Source organism: Paenibacillus sp. D2_2 (assembly GCF_031199965.1).
In the GTDB taxonomy this organism is placed as follows: Bacteria; Bacillota; Bacilli; order Paenibacillales; family Paenibacillaceae; genus Fontibacillus.
In genome coordinates this window covers 892,941-907,750 of the sequence record NZ_CP133605.1, presented here as the reverse complement: position 1 = coordinate 907,750, position 14,810 = coordinate 892,941, and the positions used below count along the sequence as shown (strand labels likewise).

19 protein-coding genes are annotated in these 14,810 nt (G+C 45.1%); 3 read left to right on the top strand and 16 right to left on the bottom strand.

Annotated features, from left to right (window positions below; translation table 11 throughout):
• The first annotated feature begins 63 nt into the window (after window positions 1-63).
• Complete coding sequence (locus tag RE628_RS04395) at window positions 64-321, top strand: hypothetical protein (RefSeq protein WP_309157591.1); 258 nt, start codon at window positions 64-66, stop codon at window positions 319-321.
• 179 nt (window positions 322-500) lie between these two features.
• On the opposite strand, the gene RE628_RS04390 is transcribed toward RE628_RS04395, so the two are convergent.
• The 15 genes from RE628_RS04390 to RE628_RS04320 form a co-directional block, all read right to left on the bottom strand.
• A complete protein-coding gene (locus RE628_RS04390; RefSeq protein ID WP_309157590.1) occupies window positions 501-1,523 on the bottom strand; it encodes a glycosyltransferase family 8 protein in 1,023 nt (340 codons plus the stop codon).
• Window positions 1,451-1,795: a glycosyltransferase family protein gene (locus RE628_RS04385; protein WP_309157589.1), complete on the bottom strand. Its 345-nt coding sequence runs from the start codon at window positions 1,793-1,795 to the stop codon at window positions 1,451-1,453. Before RE628_RS04385 ends, RE628_RS04390 begins: the two co-directional genes overlap by 73 nt.
• A 370-nt stretch (window positions 1,796-2,165) precedes the next feature.
• Complete coding sequence (gene galU, locus RE628_RS04380; protein WP_309157588.1) at window positions 2,166-3,056, bottom strand: UTP--glucose-1-phosphate uridylyltransferase GalU; 891 nt, start codon at window positions 3,054-3,056, stop codon at window positions 2,166-2,168.
• A 189-nt stretch (window positions 3,057-3,245) separates the two neighbouring features.
• Window positions 3,246-4,211 (bottom strand): magnesium/cobalt transporter CorA, encoded by a 966-nt coding sequence (corA, locus tag RE628_RS04375; RefSeq protein WP_309157587.1) that lies wholly within the window; start codon window positions 4,209-4,211, stop codon window positions 3,246-3,248.
• 85 nt (window positions 4,212-4,296) lie between these two features.
• Window positions 4,297-5,286, bottom strand: a complete 990-nt coding sequence (locus RE628_RS04370; RefSeq protein WP_309157586.1) for an inorganic phosphate transporter — start codon at window positions 5,284-5,286, stop codon at window positions 4,297-4,299.
• A gap of 87 nt (window positions 5,287-5,373) precedes the next feature.
• Window positions 5,374-5,988, bottom strand: coding sequence for a DUF47 domain-containing protein (locus RE628_RS04365; RefSeq protein WP_309157585.1), 615 nt, complete (start codon window positions 5,986-5,988; stop codon window positions 5,374-5,376).
• Between the two features lie 222 nt (window positions 5,989-6,210).
• Window positions 6,211-6,588, bottom strand: a complete 378-nt coding sequence (locus RE628_RS04360; protein ID WP_309159363.1) for a DUF3048 C-terminal domain-containing protein — start codon at window positions 6,586-6,588, stop codon at window positions 6,211-6,213.
• Between the two features lie 2 nt (window positions 6,589-6,590).
• Entirely contained in the window at window positions 6,591-6,845 is a 255-nt protein-coding gene (locus RE628_RS04355; RefSeq protein WP_309157584.1) for a DUF3048 domain-containing protein, read from the bottom strand.
• Window positions 6,826-7,281, bottom strand: coding sequence for a DUF3048 N-terminal domain-containing protein (locus RE628_RS04350; protein ID WP_309157583.1), 456 nt, complete (start codon window positions 7,279-7,281; stop codon window positions 6,826-6,828). Before RE628_RS04350 ends, RE628_RS04355 begins: the two co-directional genes overlap by 20 nt.
• Before the next feature lie 185 nt (window positions 7,282-7,466).
• A complete protein-coding gene (locus RE628_RS04345) occupies window positions 7,467-8,273 on the bottom strand; it encodes a DODA-type extradiol aromatic ring-opening family dioxygenase (RefSeq protein ID WP_309157582.1) in 807 nt (268 codons plus the stop codon).
• Between the two features lie 120 nt (window positions 8,274-8,393).
• The gene (locus RE628_RS04340) at window positions 8,394-9,221 is read right to left on the bottom strand and encodes an alpha/beta hydrolase (RefSeq protein ID WP_309157581.1); all 828 of its coding nucleotides are present in this window, start codon (window positions 9,219-9,221) and stop codon (window positions 8,394-8,396) included.
• Between the two features lie 98 nt (window positions 9,222-9,319).
• Window positions 9,320-9,535 carry a hypothetical protein gene (locus RE628_RS04335; protein ID WP_309157580.1) on the bottom strand — a complete coding sequence of 72 codons (216 nt, stop codon included), beginning with the start codon at window positions 9,533-9,535 and terminating at the stop codon, window positions 9,320-9,322.
• Between the two features lie 156 nt (window positions 9,536-9,691).
• Window positions 9,692-10,282, bottom strand: a complete 591-nt coding sequence (locus RE628_RS04330) for a TetR/AcrR family transcriptional regulator (protein WP_309157579.1) — start codon at window positions 10,280-10,282, stop codon at window positions 9,692-9,694.
• A gap of 428 nt (window positions 10,283-10,710) precedes the next feature.
• Window positions 10,711-11,313 carry an ABC transporter permease gene (locus RE628_RS04325; RefSeq protein ID WP_309157578.1) on the bottom strand — a complete coding sequence of 201 codons (603 nt, stop codon included), beginning with the start codon at window positions 11,311-11,313 and terminating at the stop codon, window positions 10,711-10,713.
• A complete protein-coding gene (locus RE628_RS04320) occupies window positions 11,310-12,299 on the bottom strand; it encodes an ABC transporter ATP-binding protein (RefSeq protein ID WP_309157576.1) in 990 nt (329 codons plus the stop codon). Before RE628_RS04320 ends, RE628_RS04325 begins: the two co-directional genes overlap by 4 nt.
• Before the next feature lie 244 nt (window positions 12,300-12,543).
• Here RE628_RS04320 and RE628_RS04315 point away from each other — a divergent pair, with 244 nt between their 5' ends.
• Window positions 12,544-13,254, top strand: coding sequence for a hypothetical protein (locus RE628_RS04315; RefSeq protein ID WP_309157574.1), 711 nt, complete (start codon window positions 12,544-12,546; stop codon window positions 13,252-13,254).
• Window positions 13,255-13,349: 95 nt separating this feature from the next.
• Here RE628_RS04315 and RE628_RS04310 read toward each other — a convergent pair whose 3' ends face one another.
• Window positions 13,350-13,688 carry a zinc ribbon domain-containing protein YjdM gene (locus RE628_RS04310; protein ID WP_309157573.1) on the bottom strand — a complete coding sequence of 113 codons (339 nt, stop codon included), beginning with the start codon at window positions 13,686-13,688 and terminating at the stop codon, window positions 13,350-13,352.
• Between the two features lie 371 nt (window positions 13,689-14,059).
• Here RE628_RS04310 and RE628_RS04305 point away from each other — a divergent pair, with 371 nt between their 5' ends.
• On the top strand, window positions 14,060-14,791 hold the full coding sequence (locus RE628_RS04305) for a hypothetical protein (protein WP_309157572.1): 732 nt from the start codon (window positions 14,060-14,062) through the stop codon (window positions 14,789-14,791).
• Window positions 14,792-14,810: the final 19 nt, after the last annotated feature.

Sequence of the window (14,810 nt, the reverse complement as noted above, 5' to 3'; positions counted from 1 at the left end):
ACAACTACGGCCGCCAAGTCAGGAGGCGGGTTCTCCCTTCCCAATCTCGGCGATCTAAAAGGCATGCTTGATCGCATGGGCGGAATCGACGGAATTATGGCCACGATGGGCAAGGTACAAAGTATGATGCAGACGTTTCAGCAGTTCGCGCCGATGGCCAAAATGATCACCAGCCTGCTTCCAGGATCCAAAAAGCAAGGCAACGCCGACAAGCTGGACGAATACAGACCACGCCGCAGCAAGAAGAGCAGCAAAAAAGGCGGTAAGCGCTCCTCTTCCCGTTCACGCAGTGGGAAAGCACCAGTCAAACGTCGCCGTTAAATTCATAAAAGGACTATTCGCTGCAGAAATAGCCTTTTTGGATACTCCATTTATTACGGAGTAGCAGAGCTGTCGAGAAGTCTCGGCAGCTATTTTTCATTCGTATCTGTTATATATAATAAGGATCTCAGCCCACCCTATCACGGAATCTGAGATCCTTGGTCCGACCTGTTACATCGTCATAAAAAGGGGCGCTCTTCTTTCATTCTCCCTTTTTGGCTTGTAAAGAAGGGAGAAGTCACCCGCTCTGCCTTGTGTACATTCGTTTTTTTCAGACTTTTCTTAGTCCGGTAGTGTACTGTCTGTAAAGCAGTTCTATTGACCTTCCTCCGTCGCTTCACTATGACTTGCCGACTTTTCCTTGTATTCATCATTTTACCCGGATAAGAATTCCGCATTTTTCTTCTCATAATGCCATATCGGTATTTACGCTGCTTTAGAGTTCCCTGATGGATACGCCATAACAACCTCAGTTCCTTTAATTCCCTCAATTTCTTAAGTCTCAGCAGACGCCTAGAACGCTTCAGACGTGCCTTCTTTATAGGGTGGACAGGTTGCGCTGGGTGCTTCTCCTCATGCTCCAGGGGCGGTACGGGAAGCATAGCCCCCTCTTGTACTGCTGGATCTCCATGATCCGTTCGAGTCTCATGTTGAGGTACTACGGACTGGGCCAGCCCTGCAAAGTGCGACTCAGGCAATCTCCAAGGTGTTAGATTAAGATATTCCTGATACAGGGTGAAGCCCGGGGACGCAGGATCCCACCACTTCGTCTCGCCAGCAAAGTGCACAATTTTATGATTGATATCAAGTTCCGGATTGTTGATGCTGAAGGCATTATACAGCCCATCCAGCTCTAAATAGTTGTTACCGAAAATGTGATTGAGCACATCCTGATCTGGCAAGGTCGTACCGGGATATTGCCGCAGGAATCCCAGCATATCCACATACCAGTTCGTATTTTGGCGGATATTGCTCAGATTAAATACAATAACGCCTGAATTGAAGTAAGTTAGTGCATTCAAACCGAAGGACGAAAGAATGTCGACGAGTGCTACAGCACCTAGATCTCTGACTGCAGCTAAATAGTAAGCATTCAAATCGAAATTCCACAACTCTTGAATATTCAGATTTACCAACACATCACAATCCAGATAAATGACTTTGTTGACATTAAGCAGAGAAGGCAGGAGCAGACGGTACATGCTCCCCGGGTCCATGTAGTAACCGATTGAGCCCCATCCACTAATTCGGCTAAGTCAATAGGCAAGAATACAGGGTAGAAGTGAACCGTATGGTTATGAGCCATAACCAGCTGTGTAATTCTTAACCTATTCAAGTCGGTCAACGTCTCGTCATGAAGAATATGAACGGTAATCTGTGCATCTGTATTGCGGAAGACCGATGTAAGAACGACAGCTGCATGTTCTGCATAATTTCCATCCTGATCTCTAAAAGCTAAAGCCAATTCAACCATTTATGCTTAACACCTCCCTGGTTTTTTAGAAAATAACGCAGCTCACTTTGCTGTACTTGTTATTCTCACGGTCTATTAGCTTGAAATACGGATCAAACGTAGTTTTGGTACGTGTTCAAGAAGTATGGTCTTCAGCACCGAGAAGGTTGAAAGAAGCTAGGGACGAAAGGAGCGGAGCTACACGTTTTCGTAGAAAACGACTTCGTAAGCATAGACTTGTAGTAGGTACGTGAGCACCTGAGATGCTTCCGTAGGAAACATGACTTCGTAAGTGGCTGCTTAGGCCCGGCTGAATTCAAGATTCGATGTCGAATATGCTCTCAGTGTTACTTCGTGATCAAAAGCGGACTTTTTGAACTACCTCTTTTAGTTATTGTTCGGAACTAGGGATATCCTTATCAACTTGCAGCAGCATATTTACCTCTTCTTGCAGATCATTCTTCAGATTTCCACAATGTCCTGTAATCGCGAGGATGGCCTTAAGATAACCAAGTGGGTCTCCAACATCATGCCATCGACCGTTGATCTCACAGGTATAGACCGCTTCCCTGGTTAGGAGACGGTTCAACGCGTCGGTAAGCTGAATCTCACCTCCTACACCGGGTGGCTGATTCTCCAGAATATCAAAGATGGATGGGGTAAGAATATAACGTCCTACCATAGCTAGACGCGAAGCGATCGTGCCTATCGGAGGCTTCTCAATTAATTGGTCGACATAGGCGAAGTCTTCAATCAATGGCTTGGCATCGACGATCCCGTATCTGGATACCTTATCTTCGGCTACCGTCTGAACTCCCAAGATGGAAGTCTGGAACCTATCGAATCCTGCGATCAACTGTCTCAGTGCCGGAGGCTCTGCCTCGAAGAAATTATCTCCAAGCAGCACAGCAAAAGGTTCTCCCCCAATAAACTTTCTGCCCACATGAATCGCATGGCCCAGCCCTTTTCGCTCGGATTGGCGGATATAATGAATGTCTGCCAGACCAATAAACTCTCTCACTTTTCGGAGCTCTTCGAACTTCCCCTTCTGTTCCAGGAAATACTCGAGCTCATGCGCAGAATCGAAATGGTCCTCGATGACCTTGCCCTTCCCAGTGACGATCAGAATCTCCTCGATTCCGGAAGCAGCCGCTTCTTCGATAATAAATTGGATGGTCGGTTTATCTATGATCGGAAGCATTTCCTTGGGCATTGCTTTGGTTGCTGGAAGAAGACGCGTTCCGTAACCTGCTGCCGGTATGATCGCCTTACGAATCTTCAAGTGGTCCTCCTCCTTAATGATACAGTTGTATATGATGTCATCGTATGCCAGAAGAGCTCTTGAATAGTGGACATTTATCTAACCATACAAAAAATAAATCAACACTATCCTACTACACAAAAAAAGACGATCACTTCCCGTTGAGTGAGAAATGACGTCTTCAAAGCTAAAGCTATACAACTACCTCTCCTACTTGAACCAGCCTCGTCGCATGAAGCTGAGAATCATCCAAATACTTAACACGGCCATCAATCCAAGCACGCCGAAATATCCGTATCTCCACTGCAGCTCAGGCATAATAGCGAAGTTCATACCATAAATGCCGGCGATGAGTGTTAGCGGCATGAATACACTAGTGATGACAGTCAAAGTCTTCATAATGGCATTCATCCGGTTAGAGTTAAGCGATAGATAAGAGTCGCGTAGATCTGCCGTCATCTCACGATTAGACTCAACCATCTCCGACAGTTTCAGCAGATGATCGTAGATATCTGAGAAGTACGCTCCTGCTTCCTTCTGCGACTGAATATGCTTCGAATTGAGAATATGATACATTAAATCGCGCATCGGCACGATCGTTCTACGCAGCTTGAGTAGCCTGCTCCGCAGATCGAAGACTTGATTCATCAGCTGCTCGATCGACTCGCGACTACCCAGTTTCTCAAGCTCGTCCAGCTCATCCTCCACCGCATAGACGCAAGGGAAATATTGATCGACCAGATTGTCGATTACCAAATAAGCAGCGATAAAAGGGCCGCGTTCCCACATTTTCCGGTTCAGCGCCCGGCTCTGAATGCTCTCCCAAGCACTATCGATCTCTTGGAGCTCCCGATGATGGAAGGATACTATGTAGTTCTCGCCGATGAACAGATTCAACTCGACAAGCTCCAACGTGTCCGGGTCAAGCGCATGCAGCACCAGAAAATCATTATCTTCGTAGAAGTCAATCTTGGGACGCTGCATGACATGTAGCATACAATCCTCGATGGCTAGTGGATGGAATTGAAAGAAAGAACCTAGAAGTTCTGCTTCCTCATCCGTTGGCTGGCCAAAATCGACCCAACTCCATAAATACTTCTGTCTGTTATGAATGTCTTCCAACGCTATATTCGTTCTTACCTGATGATCATGCGTAATCCCCATCACGCGAATCATAGACCATAACCTCCCGCACCATGCAGTAGAATACAAAGAAAGCCAATCCTGCAGCAGATTGGCGTCATTGATATTCGCTTTATCTTTAGAACAATACGATATAGATCAAACCTGCAAGTACAGCCACGATTGGAATCGTAATCACCCAAGCAATAACAATTCGACCGGCTAGCCCCCAGCTAACTCCATTGAACCGTTTCGCAGCGCCAACGCCAAGAATGGATGACGTGATAGCATGCGTAGTGCTGACTGGCAATTGAATCAGAGTCGCCCCAAAAATAACCGAGGCCGATGAGAGATCCGCTGCAAAACCGTTGATCGGTTCAATTTTGAATATTTTCGTACCCATCGTCTTAATAATCTTCCAGCCGCCAAGAGATGTACCGAGAGCCATTGCTGACGCGGCAGCAATCTTAACCCAGAGCGGCACTTCCATATGATCCTGGAATTTGGCCGTTACAAGTGCGAATGTAATGATCCCCATCGCTTTCTGGGCATCGTTCGTACCATGAGAGAAGCTCTGAATCGCAGCTGTTATCACCTGCATGGAACGGAATCCTTTGTTGACTGTATGCGGGCTTCGTTTGGCAAAGATCCATTTCAGAATCTTCATCACAATAAAGCCGATCCCAAAAGCAAGGAATGGGGAAATAATCAATGCCTCAACGATTTTGGTAAAACCGCCCCAGTTCAACTTATCCGGTCCAGCTCCGACATATACCGCACCAGCCAATGCACCAATAAGGGCATGTGAGGAGGAAGACGGTATGCCGAACCACCATGTGATCAGGTTCCAGATAATAGCCGCAAGTAGTGTAGCAATTAATACTTCCAGACCATTATCTAGTGTGGAAGGGTCCGCTACACTCCCACCGATAGTCTTCGCAACGCCGGTAAACAACAAGGCTCCGAGGAAGTTCATTCCGGCAGCCATCAAAATCGCCGTCCGCGGTTTCAGGGCCCTGGTAGAGACCGATGTTGCAATCGCATTGGCTGTATCATGGAAGCCGTTAATAAAGTCGAAGCCTAACGCCAGTATGATAACAACAAAAATAATTATTAGACTCGTATCCATGTTTTTATATTATTGCACAGATGGAGTATTCTCTTTACAGGATCCGCGCAATTCCAACCTCCCGAATTTCAAATAAGTAGCTTAATCTTATGAATTGCGCATAATTATAGATTCAAGCGTATTAGCAACGTGCTCACAGGCATCTGTCGTTGTCTCAAGTCGCTCGTAAATTTCCTTCTTTTTGATCAGAGTGATTGGGTCTGTTACTTTAGCAAACAACTCATTGATACAAATCCGAAGCAGTTCATCACCCTGATTCTCCAGATCGTTCAATCGAATCGTGTATTCACGAATCGCGAGCAATTTTTTCTGTGAGAGCAGATGAATCGCCTTTTGAATTTCATATGCAGAGTTACGCAAAATCTCGGCAAAGCTTGTAATATGCTCGTCCGGCTCATGTAAATGATACATGAAGAAGCGGGATGTCGTAGCCTCGAGACCATCCATAACATCATCTAGCGTAGTCGTAAGCTGCATGATATCATCACGCTCGATTGGAGTTATAAACGTCTTGTTCAGTTCCACGATAATCGTGTGTGTGTAATTATCACACTGCGACTCAAGCTCCTTCATTTTTTTCGCGAATTGATCTACGTCTTTAAATTCCGCGACCTGCTGGGCGAAATAATCGGCCGATTGTACAATCGTATCCGCCATGTTCTCCAACGTCTGGAAAAAGATATCCTTCTTCTTAACTCGCATTTGGTATCCTCTCTTCTCTTTACGTTTGTTTATGCCCCTAACACTCCTATTACTAACCCACAATATATTATCATAACTTAGGATAGTATAGATCATTTTGTCGAAAACATTTCACCTATATATAATATTTTTGCCCCATCGTTCCCAGCTCTATCCTTAAAGCCCCATATTCATCCATAGGCGTATCCATATTGATCCAATAAAGCCCTGTCACAACCATCACTATTCAAGCTTAATATGACTCTCGAAATCGGGCTTGTTAGGAACGATATTGAAATATGTTTTTCCAGGGTAAAATGGAACCTCGACATTGTCCTTAATGATACGGATCACATCATCTGCTCTACGAATCCAACTACCGCGAATCACCTTACCTTGCTGAAGCAGGATTGCCTCCCCGCCCATTTCCAGATTAACGCTGAGACGTCCGACATCATCAAGCACCTTATGTTCAGTACCGAGAATGACCACATTCGAGCAGGTCAACTGTTCCCCGGTGTCCAGATCCTTATGCGGATCACCGTTAATATAGCGTTTGTATAACTTGCTCTCCGCATCATACACGTAGGATACTCTATATTTTTCAAGCTGGAACTTAATCTCTACGGATGTTGCCGGATCACCTTCTCCCGGATCATTTGAATCACGGAAAGTATAGGCTGGAATCTCGGTATCCTGGATCGAGTATTTCTTTTCTCAGCGCCTTCGAGTAGCTTCTCTAAATTGGAGTATAGATTATGTGGTGCTTTCCGCGACTTATCACGCCAGAAATAAGGGCCTGCATTTGTAATCTCGTCCAAATCATCTTTATGTTGCTGTTGTAAAATAGCGAAGGCATCATTGCTGGCACCTGGCATGAACCGTTATGCCATGATAGCTCTCGCCAAGCTCAATCAAATAAGGACGTATGCTGCGGATTGGACCGATCTTGGCCACATTGCCGCCGCTTTGATATATTGCGACTAGCCGGGTAACGCCTCCCTCCGCCAGAACCTCATACACGATATCCGCTTCTCCTAATCCGGACTGAGGTCTTGCTTGGGGAGCATTGTTCACCATGATAGCAAGTGGTCTCTGCGTAGTTGGCTCATCAAGTGGCATTCCGGTAAGGGGCGTTTTGTATAAAACTTGTGCTTCCGGTTGTTCCGCTGGTGGTTCCTGAACATCTCCGCTAGGGATCTGTTGTTCCGCCTCGTTCAATGCATGATTACTTCCTTTCCCGCATGCGGGTACAAGTAGCAAGCATGCCGCTAACAGCAGGGATAGACTAACTCTGGATAGATGAGATTTCATAATTCCTCCATTATTTTCTTCTATTAGCTCTAGTTTCCTCTATTATACGTTGATGGACCCGCCGGGAAAAGACAAAAAAGACTGTCATCATGATCCAACGATCATGATGACAGTCCTTATAGCGATTTGTTCGCATAAATAGCCATATATCAACACAGTTTATCATTTTACATCTATCGATGTTCTCATTCCTCTAATGGACGTATCGATCCACCGAATACCCAGCAGTTCAGACTTAAGCTGCCGTACTGGTAATCCTGGAACAGCTTCACCGCTCTACGTTCATCATCTGCGGCTCCCATCGCATATAACAAGGGTGCAAAATGCTCATTAGCGTAAGAAGGAACCGCCTCCCGCACATGCGGAGCTCTCCTCTCAAAGTCGAACAATATCCGCAGATTCCAAGCTCGCAGCTGCTCGCTGATCCACTCATCAAATTCCACCGCCCAGTCCGCAGGAGCGGAGGCTCCAGCTTCCAGCAGCCGTAAATTATGCACTAAACCGCCACTGCCAATGACAAGTACATTCTCTTGACGTAGACGGGTCAACATTTTGCCAATCGCATATTGCTCTGCAGGAGATCGTCTGGAATCCACCGACAACTCAACTACAGGTATATCTGCCTTCGGGAACATCGCACGAAGAATAACCCAAACTCCGTGATCCAGTCCTCTTCCCGAGGACAATTCGTACGGCAAATTATTCTCTGCGAACAAGCCTTCAATTAGCTTGCTTAGTTCCTGATCTCCGGATGCAGGGTAACGTATACCATACATTTCTTCCGGGAATCCATAGAAATCATGCATCGTCTCATGCACATCATCATTGCTTACTGCCTGAACAGGTGAATCGAAATGGGCTGAGAACACGACGACAGCCCTGGGTCTACGCGGCAATTGCTGGACCAATTGCTTCAGAAATTGGGTATAAGTGTTGTCTTCAATCGCTAGTGTAGGGGACCCGTGCGCGACAAACATTGCTGGCTGAGTCATTGTACATACCTCCAGGGCACCAGAATGGTTACAACTTCATTGTATCCCTACTTGACGGTATTTACTAGCCTAGCTCCCGCTAACACCTTTGATACGAAGCTGTTTTTTTTGAACACACTATTAAATAGTCCAGTCCTGCCACTCACGTTGGGTATTCTCCAGTTCACCAAGCCAATCCCTCGTCTTATGAATCAACTGTTGTTGGTGCCCCCCGTTCGAATACGTATGATCCGCCTGGAATATAATCTCCTTATCGCAGCGACCTTCGGGGCGTAACCAAAATATCTTCTGATACAAGAAGGCATAATCGACCGGTATTGCATCATCAGATGTCCCGTGGACGACGAGCACATCGCCGGAGAATTTCTTGGCTTCCTGAAAAGGCTGGTAAGCAGCGAGCGAATCGTAGAAATTCGGCGTAAGACCAAATCCCAAGTAATCGGCCTTGCCCTTCATGATCGCTTCATCATACAACTTGCGGCTGGTAATCTTGACGATATCATTGAATGGATAACCTACGGCAGACCATAGGACCAGATTCTTTACACGCCGGTCACGGGCAGCTGTCAGCAAAGCGATCATCCCGCCCAGACTATGGCCAATCAACGTCACCCGTTCTGGATCAATATCGCCAAGCCCGAGCGCATAATCAAGGACGTCTCGCGTCTGTGCAATCATGGAATCTACACTCTCTCGGCCATAATCGCCACTGCTCTCCCCACAGCCGATATAATCGAAGCGAACGACCATAGATCCTGCTTGCGCCAACTCCCGTGCCGTCTTTACGAACAATCGGTCAACACCGATTCGACTACCTACGAAACCATGGCAAATGATAACCAATGGAGTACGGTTCTTGCACCGTCCCTCCGCTTTTACCAAGACCGGGTAGTGAACACTCGCCGCGATTTCCTCAGTCTCATGCTGAATGATGATTTGCCGTTCCATCTCTATTCCTCCCCGTTACTGCGATAAATATAAATCCGATAATTTTAATATGAATTATTGGTTTTATATTATCATCGTAAATAACAAGGTGTCAATTGTTAGCTATAGTACTGCCTGAGGTAGTTTGCAATTTTCTCTTTCCCTGCCTGTTCCTCTTCAAACAGCGACGGAGTAATATCCTCTGAAGACTGGACCGAGGACTCTCGGCCATCCACCAGCTCCAATTGCTCATCCTCGCTTACGACTTCCTCCAGACTCCCCCGTGAATGACTGTTGAGCAAGTAACGGCGTGTTAATTCCACTTCGTTCTCCATGGATACGTTCCTCCTGTTTGACAAATTTCTGTGATGATGTAGTTTCGTCTTGTTGGTCTCTTTTTATGCGATGTTCACGAAAAATACAAAAAAAGCACCGCTTCAAAGCGGTGCCCTGCGCTACATTATTCAACTCAGTGTGAACAAATATAATCCCTATTCATGTGGAGGTTCAGTCATAACTGGCGTATTTGAAATACCATGAATCAGTAACGATATGAATTGATCTGCAAGCACATTCATATTCGTAAATGGCTCAAGCCGGCCGGGCTTGGCCATGAATTCCTTCATCGAAGACAGGTACAGCACCAGCAGATGCGGTGAGATATCCTTGCGAATATGTCCATTCTGCTGGCCGCGGAACACCATCTCCTCGAACAGCGGCATATTCTTCTGTTCATTATATTCAATCATCTGCCGAGTATACTCCGGGTATACAGAGACCAGGTCATTGATAAATTCGGCTGAGTAGTCACTCATCCTCTGATAAAGAAGCATATGATGCAACATTTCAATCGCGTCATTGGATTTCTCCATCATCTGAGTAAAATCCGCATGCGTCTCTTCATTGATCATCGTAATGACCTGCTCGATCAGCCCATCCTTGCTGCCGAAATATTTATAAATAGTCATTTTCGAGACAGGCACTTCTTCAGCGATCTGATCCATACTCGTACTGACAATCCCCTGCTCGAAGAACAGCTTGCGTGCCGTCCGAATGATTTGTTGTTTTTTTCCGTTAACCACGGACAGAACGCCCCCTTTGTTGAATAGTACTTATAGAGGTTGTTTAAAAAGTCCCCCTTTGATCACGAAGTAACGCTGGGAGCATATTCGACATTCGAATCTTGAATTCAGCCGGGCCTTCCGGTGCTCACGTACCAACTACGTACGCTCCGCTCCTCAGCCCCTAGCTTCATCCAACCTTCTCGGTGCTGAAAACCGTACTTTTTAAACACACACTTATATTATAAACTAAATGTCCTGCCGTCGGAGCATAATTGCACCAAGAGCAATTCCAAGAAAATAAACCAGTAAGCAGATAGCTATTCCTGTCCAGGAGAGATACGATTCAGTTGCCATCCTAAGGCTGTCAAATATATTAAATAAACTTAATTTCGACAACCAGGATATGGAGCTATCGAGTCCGGAGAGCATTTTAAGCAAAAAAGAGATCATAACGATGCCGACGCTGACAGACATTGCCCCCGTTCCGTGTGTACCAGCACAGTAAAGATATATCCAATACCAGCAAAAGCCATCGCGATCAGTAAGCCGGACAACATCATAATGAGAATAACTTCAGGTTTGGCTATCGAACTGAGCAAAGAGCCGAAGAGATAGACAGAGACAAGTGTAACAAGAAAGACGGCTAACATCTGTACCAGTTGTGCTAGTACTCTAGACATAAATATTTGTAGACGCGTATAGGGTAAAGAGAACAGGAAATCCTGTGTCTTGCTGCTCCGTTCACGTGCAATTGTCAAGCTACCCCACACGGCTGCAAATCCTCCAAATAGCATTAAATAGAACGTAAGCGGCTCACTACTCATCCAGCCTTCAAAAGTAGTCATCAGCTCAGGATAAAAGCCGAATGCATCCATCATGGCGGAAGGAATCATCTCCACCATTTTCACCATATCCGTATTTTGGAGAAAGATATTCGCAACTCCCGAGAATAGAATCTGAAAGCCAGGAATAACGACAAGGGCAATCAGGAAATTACGCCGGTTTATCCACCATTCGTTACGAATTAAATTTCCAATAGTTCCCCTCATTGCTCTCCCTCCTTCTCCATGAAGTGATGATGTTCTTTCTTAACCGTATCTGTACCTGTCGAATGAATCTCGTCGGTGTGCGGATGATCCGTCCCTGCATGCACAGAATAGTCCTGCATGAATATTTCCTCTAACGAAGGCCGCTCTACGCGAAGATCATTAACCCCTGCATCGGCCAGCAGCTGAAGAACAGGCTCGATTGGACCCGACACCTGAAAAATATGCTCTCCATGTTCATACTTAGCATCCGAATCCAGCTTATTCAGCCCAAGCCGTTCTATCAAATTGCCCTGCTCACGAAACGCAACTGTAAATTTGCGAATCAATCTTTCCGCAATCTCATCCACCCTTGATACTCGCAGTAAGTGGCCCTCGCGGATAAAAGCTACCCGATCGCAGAATCTCTCTACCTCGGACAAGACATGAGTTGAGAAGAATATGGTCATCCCTTGCTCATTCAATTCAGTCAGAAGATTGAAGAACTCATGTTGAATGAGCGGATCCAGACCCGATGTTGGCTCATCGAGTACGACCAGTTCCGGCCGATGTTGAAGACATTGCACAATTCCCAGCTTCTTGCGGTTCCCGAGGGAGTAATCACGAACCTTACGGCTCAAATCGAGCTGCAGACGCTCGGCAATCTCCAGCCCCATCGTATCCTTCAGATTCAAGCCGTAAGCTAGGGCAGCAAATTTAAGTACCTGATGTCCGTTCATATCACTGTCATACTGCACCTCAGAAGGCAAATAACCAATCTTGCTTCGAATGTCTGGGTTCTCCTTGCCTAGCGTCTTACCCAAGAGAGAGATCTCTCCACCAGATGGGTGCAGGAGTTGCATCAGCATTCGAATCGTCGTTGACTTGCCGGCGCCATTCGGACCGATAAACCCAAATTTCTCTCCTCTTGTCACTGTAAAGTCGACATTCTCTACACCGATCTTCTTGCCATAGTACTTCGACAGACCAGATACCGAGATCGCGTCCATATACTCCAACCTCCAAAATGTACTTATAATTAATAATGAGTACATTATATATTATTAATAAATAAATTCAATATAAAATTTATACTATAATTAAAAAATAAGTACATTATTTAAAAAGTCTTATACGATCTATATTTTCATCTAATCACGGGCTCTTCTCTTACGTTTGCATCCCTTCCCTTGCGAATCGATCAAAATTTGCCGTATACTATTGGACAATATCAGCATAGTTGGAGGGTCTTGATTGAACACTCAGGAGAGGGCGGTTAGAGTCGAACGACTCAGCCAGCAAATGAACCGGGAGAATGCAGCTTATTTTAAGGAAATGAGCACGTACATCCACAAAGACGAAGAAATCAGTGATGCCAGGAAGGAAGAGCTTCTGCTTTACCTGGCCCAGAAGATCGTCAAGCATGAGCAAAAGGGCGTCAGCGCCGAGCAATTATTCAAAGCGAGTGCCGCGGCATACTGCGAGAGGCTCATCGATGATGTCAAAATGCGCAAGCCCCGGACTTTAAAAGAAAAGATTAAATATTACATTATGATCCCATGGGCTACAATTACTTGGGTATTCTTCATTTTTATGATTACCGGCTTTTTCGGCAAATGGTTTGGAGGGGAACTAGCCAACACTACCATCAACAGTGGCACACTACTGCTAATTGCAGGTCTGGCCATCGTATTAATCGAATTCATTACCCGTTTTCTCGGACCGGGGCAAGAGGACGATAGTGTGAAGCCAGTGGAACAGACTTCAGATCCGATGCGGCCGCGTAAATTGTTTGATATAAGAGCGTTCGGCATTTATATCATCATCGCACTGGCCGTCATTGCAGTAGGCCTGCTGCTTAATCGCATTATGCCATCCTTCACCGTTACTCCTTGGCAGAGCCTGATCATTTTTATCATTGGACTGCTTGGGCAAATCTTCATTTTCGGACGGCGCGGCAAATAATTAAAATTCAAAACGGATAAATATATACCGTTATTAACAAAAAATACAGCCCGTTCTCCTTGGAGACGCGGACTGTATTTTTTCTTGCTTATGAACTATATCTTCTTAACAAACTCCGACTTCAATTTCATCGCCCCGAAGCCGTCAATTTTACAATCGATATCATGATCGCCTTCGATCAGGCGAATATTTTTTACCTTCGTGCCGATTTTGATAACCGACGAGGTTCCCTTCACTTTCAAATCCTTGATCACAGTAATAGAATCGCCATCGCTCAGAACATTGCCGTTAGCATCCTTCACGACTCTAGCATCTTCATTCTCTGCATCAATCGTATCAGCAGACCACTCATGACTGCATTCCGGGCAGACGAGCAAGTCTCTATCCTCATACGTGTACTCAGAATTACATTTCGGGCAATTTGGAAAAGGCATAGCTTCATGTCCTCCATTCATCATTGTCAGTTGTCCATGTAACCCAGCTACTATAAGCATATAACAACTATTGTACTATACTGACACAGTTCGTCTATCATGGCAAATTGCGCTCCGATTCTATCAGTCTCGATGAATCAAGTATTTAGTAGGACATTATTAGTACACTTTCAGTTTTTTAGCCCTAAATAATAGGATGTAAGGACTAGTACAATAGCATTATATTGACATTATCCTACATAATTATACAATGTGAATAGACTGATTTTGATATGATGGATCTTGCTATACATAATTGCTACTTTAGTAATGTTTTTCACATTTTGGGTTGATGGATTTCTATTACTATTTCAAATATAGGAGACGAAGCTATGGCTAAAGATGCTAGAAATAAATCGATGGGTTGGTTGAAAGGCGTCCTATCTACTCAAAATGAACCCGTTCAAGCGAACCATGAGGGGAAGGACGAACCAATAGAACTGGTGGAGATCGTAACCAGCAATAAGGAGATTTCCACTCCCGCCGAGAATTCCGGTAAGAAATACATATTGTCGAAAGAAAATCTCGACAAAGCTGCTTTCGATCTGGTGCTGTCTCTGGAGAATATGCTGAATGAACGACAGTTGCTCATTTACAAGAACGATGATTTTGAGACACAGCTGAATGCGGCCAACGAGACGATCAGTCGCCTGAAGTACGATTTAGTTAAGAAAGAGCAACTCGTTCAAGACAAGAATAAAGAGATTCGTGCGTTCGAGGCCAGTCTTACCAATAAACAGATGAGCTACGATCAACTACTTGAGGATTATAAAGAGTATCAAAGCACCTCGAACCATGATTTTGAGAAGATATCCAATCAGCTAGAAAAAGAGATTAATAAGTATAATCTGCTGAAAGAAGAGTCAGCAAATATTCAATATCAGAACATGATGAACATAAGAGAGCTGGAAGAAAGAATTAGAGAGCTAGAAGTTGAGAATCAGAAGTTAGATGCGCAATGTACCAAGATCAAGGCCGAGAAGGATGAATTGATGAAGACCATCAATGATTTCACAGAACGAATGAGCTTCTCCTTCTCTTCCAAGACCACTATTAGCGAATAAATTGCCACCTGCTCTCTAG

Coding starts and splice junctions, on each gene's coding strand:
- RE628_RS04395 (WP_309157591.1), top strand. CDS start 64: ATGCTTGATCGCATGGGCGGAATCGACGGAATTATGGCCACGATGGGC.
- RE628_RS04390 (WP_309157590.1), bottom strand. CDS start 1,523: ATGTACCGTCTGCTCCTGCCTTCTCTGCTTAATGTCAACAAAGTCATT.
- RE628_RS04385 (WP_309157589.1), bottom strand. CDS start 1,795: ATGGTTGAATTGGCTTTAGCTTTTAGAGATCAGGATGGAAATTATGCA.
- corA (WP_309157587.1), bottom strand. CDS start 4,211: ATGATTCGCGTGATGGGGATTACGCATGATCATCAGGTAAGAACGAAT.
- RE628_RS04370 (WP_309157586.1), bottom strand. CDS start 5,286: ATGGATACGAGTCTAATAATTATTTTTGTTGTTATCATACTGGCGTTA.
- RE628_RS04365 (WP_309157585.1), bottom strand. CDS start 5,988: ATGCGAGTTAAGAAGAAGGATATCTTTTTCCAGACGTTGGAGAACATG.
- RE628_RS04355 (WP_309157584.1), bottom strand. CDS start 6,845: ATGCCAGGTGCCAGCAATGATGCCTTCGCTATTTTACAACAGCAACAT.
- RE628_RS04350 (WP_309157583.1), bottom strand. CDS start 7,281: ATGAAATCTCATCTATCCAGAGTTAGTCTATCCCTGCTGTTAGCGGCA.
- RE628_RS04345 (WP_309157582.1), bottom strand. CDS start 8,273: ATGACTCAGCCAGCAATGTTTGTCGCGCACGGGTCCCCTACACTAGCG.
- RE628_RS04340 (WP_309157581.1), bottom strand. CDS start 9,221: ATGGAACGGCAAATCATCATTCAGCATGAGACTGAGGAAATCGCGGCG.
- RE628_RS04335 (WP_309157580.1), bottom strand. CDS start 9,535: ATGGAGAACGAAGTGGAATTAACACGCCGTTACTTGCTCAACAGTCAT.
- RE628_RS04325 (WP_309157578.1), bottom strand. CDS start 11,313: ATGAGGGGAACTATTGGAAATTTAATTCGTAACGAATGGTGGATAAAC.
- RE628_RS04320 (WP_309157576.1), bottom strand. CDS start 12,299: ATGGACGCGATCTCGGTATCTGGTCTGTCGAAGTACTATGGCAAGAAG.
- RE628_RS04310 (WP_309157573.1), bottom strand. CDS start 13,688: ATGCCTTTTCCAAATTGCCCGAAATGTAATTCTGAGTACACGTATGAG.
- RE628_RS04305 (WP_309157572.1), top strand. CDS start 14,060: ATGGCTAAAGATGCTAGAAATAAATCGATGGGTTGGTTGAAAGGCGTC.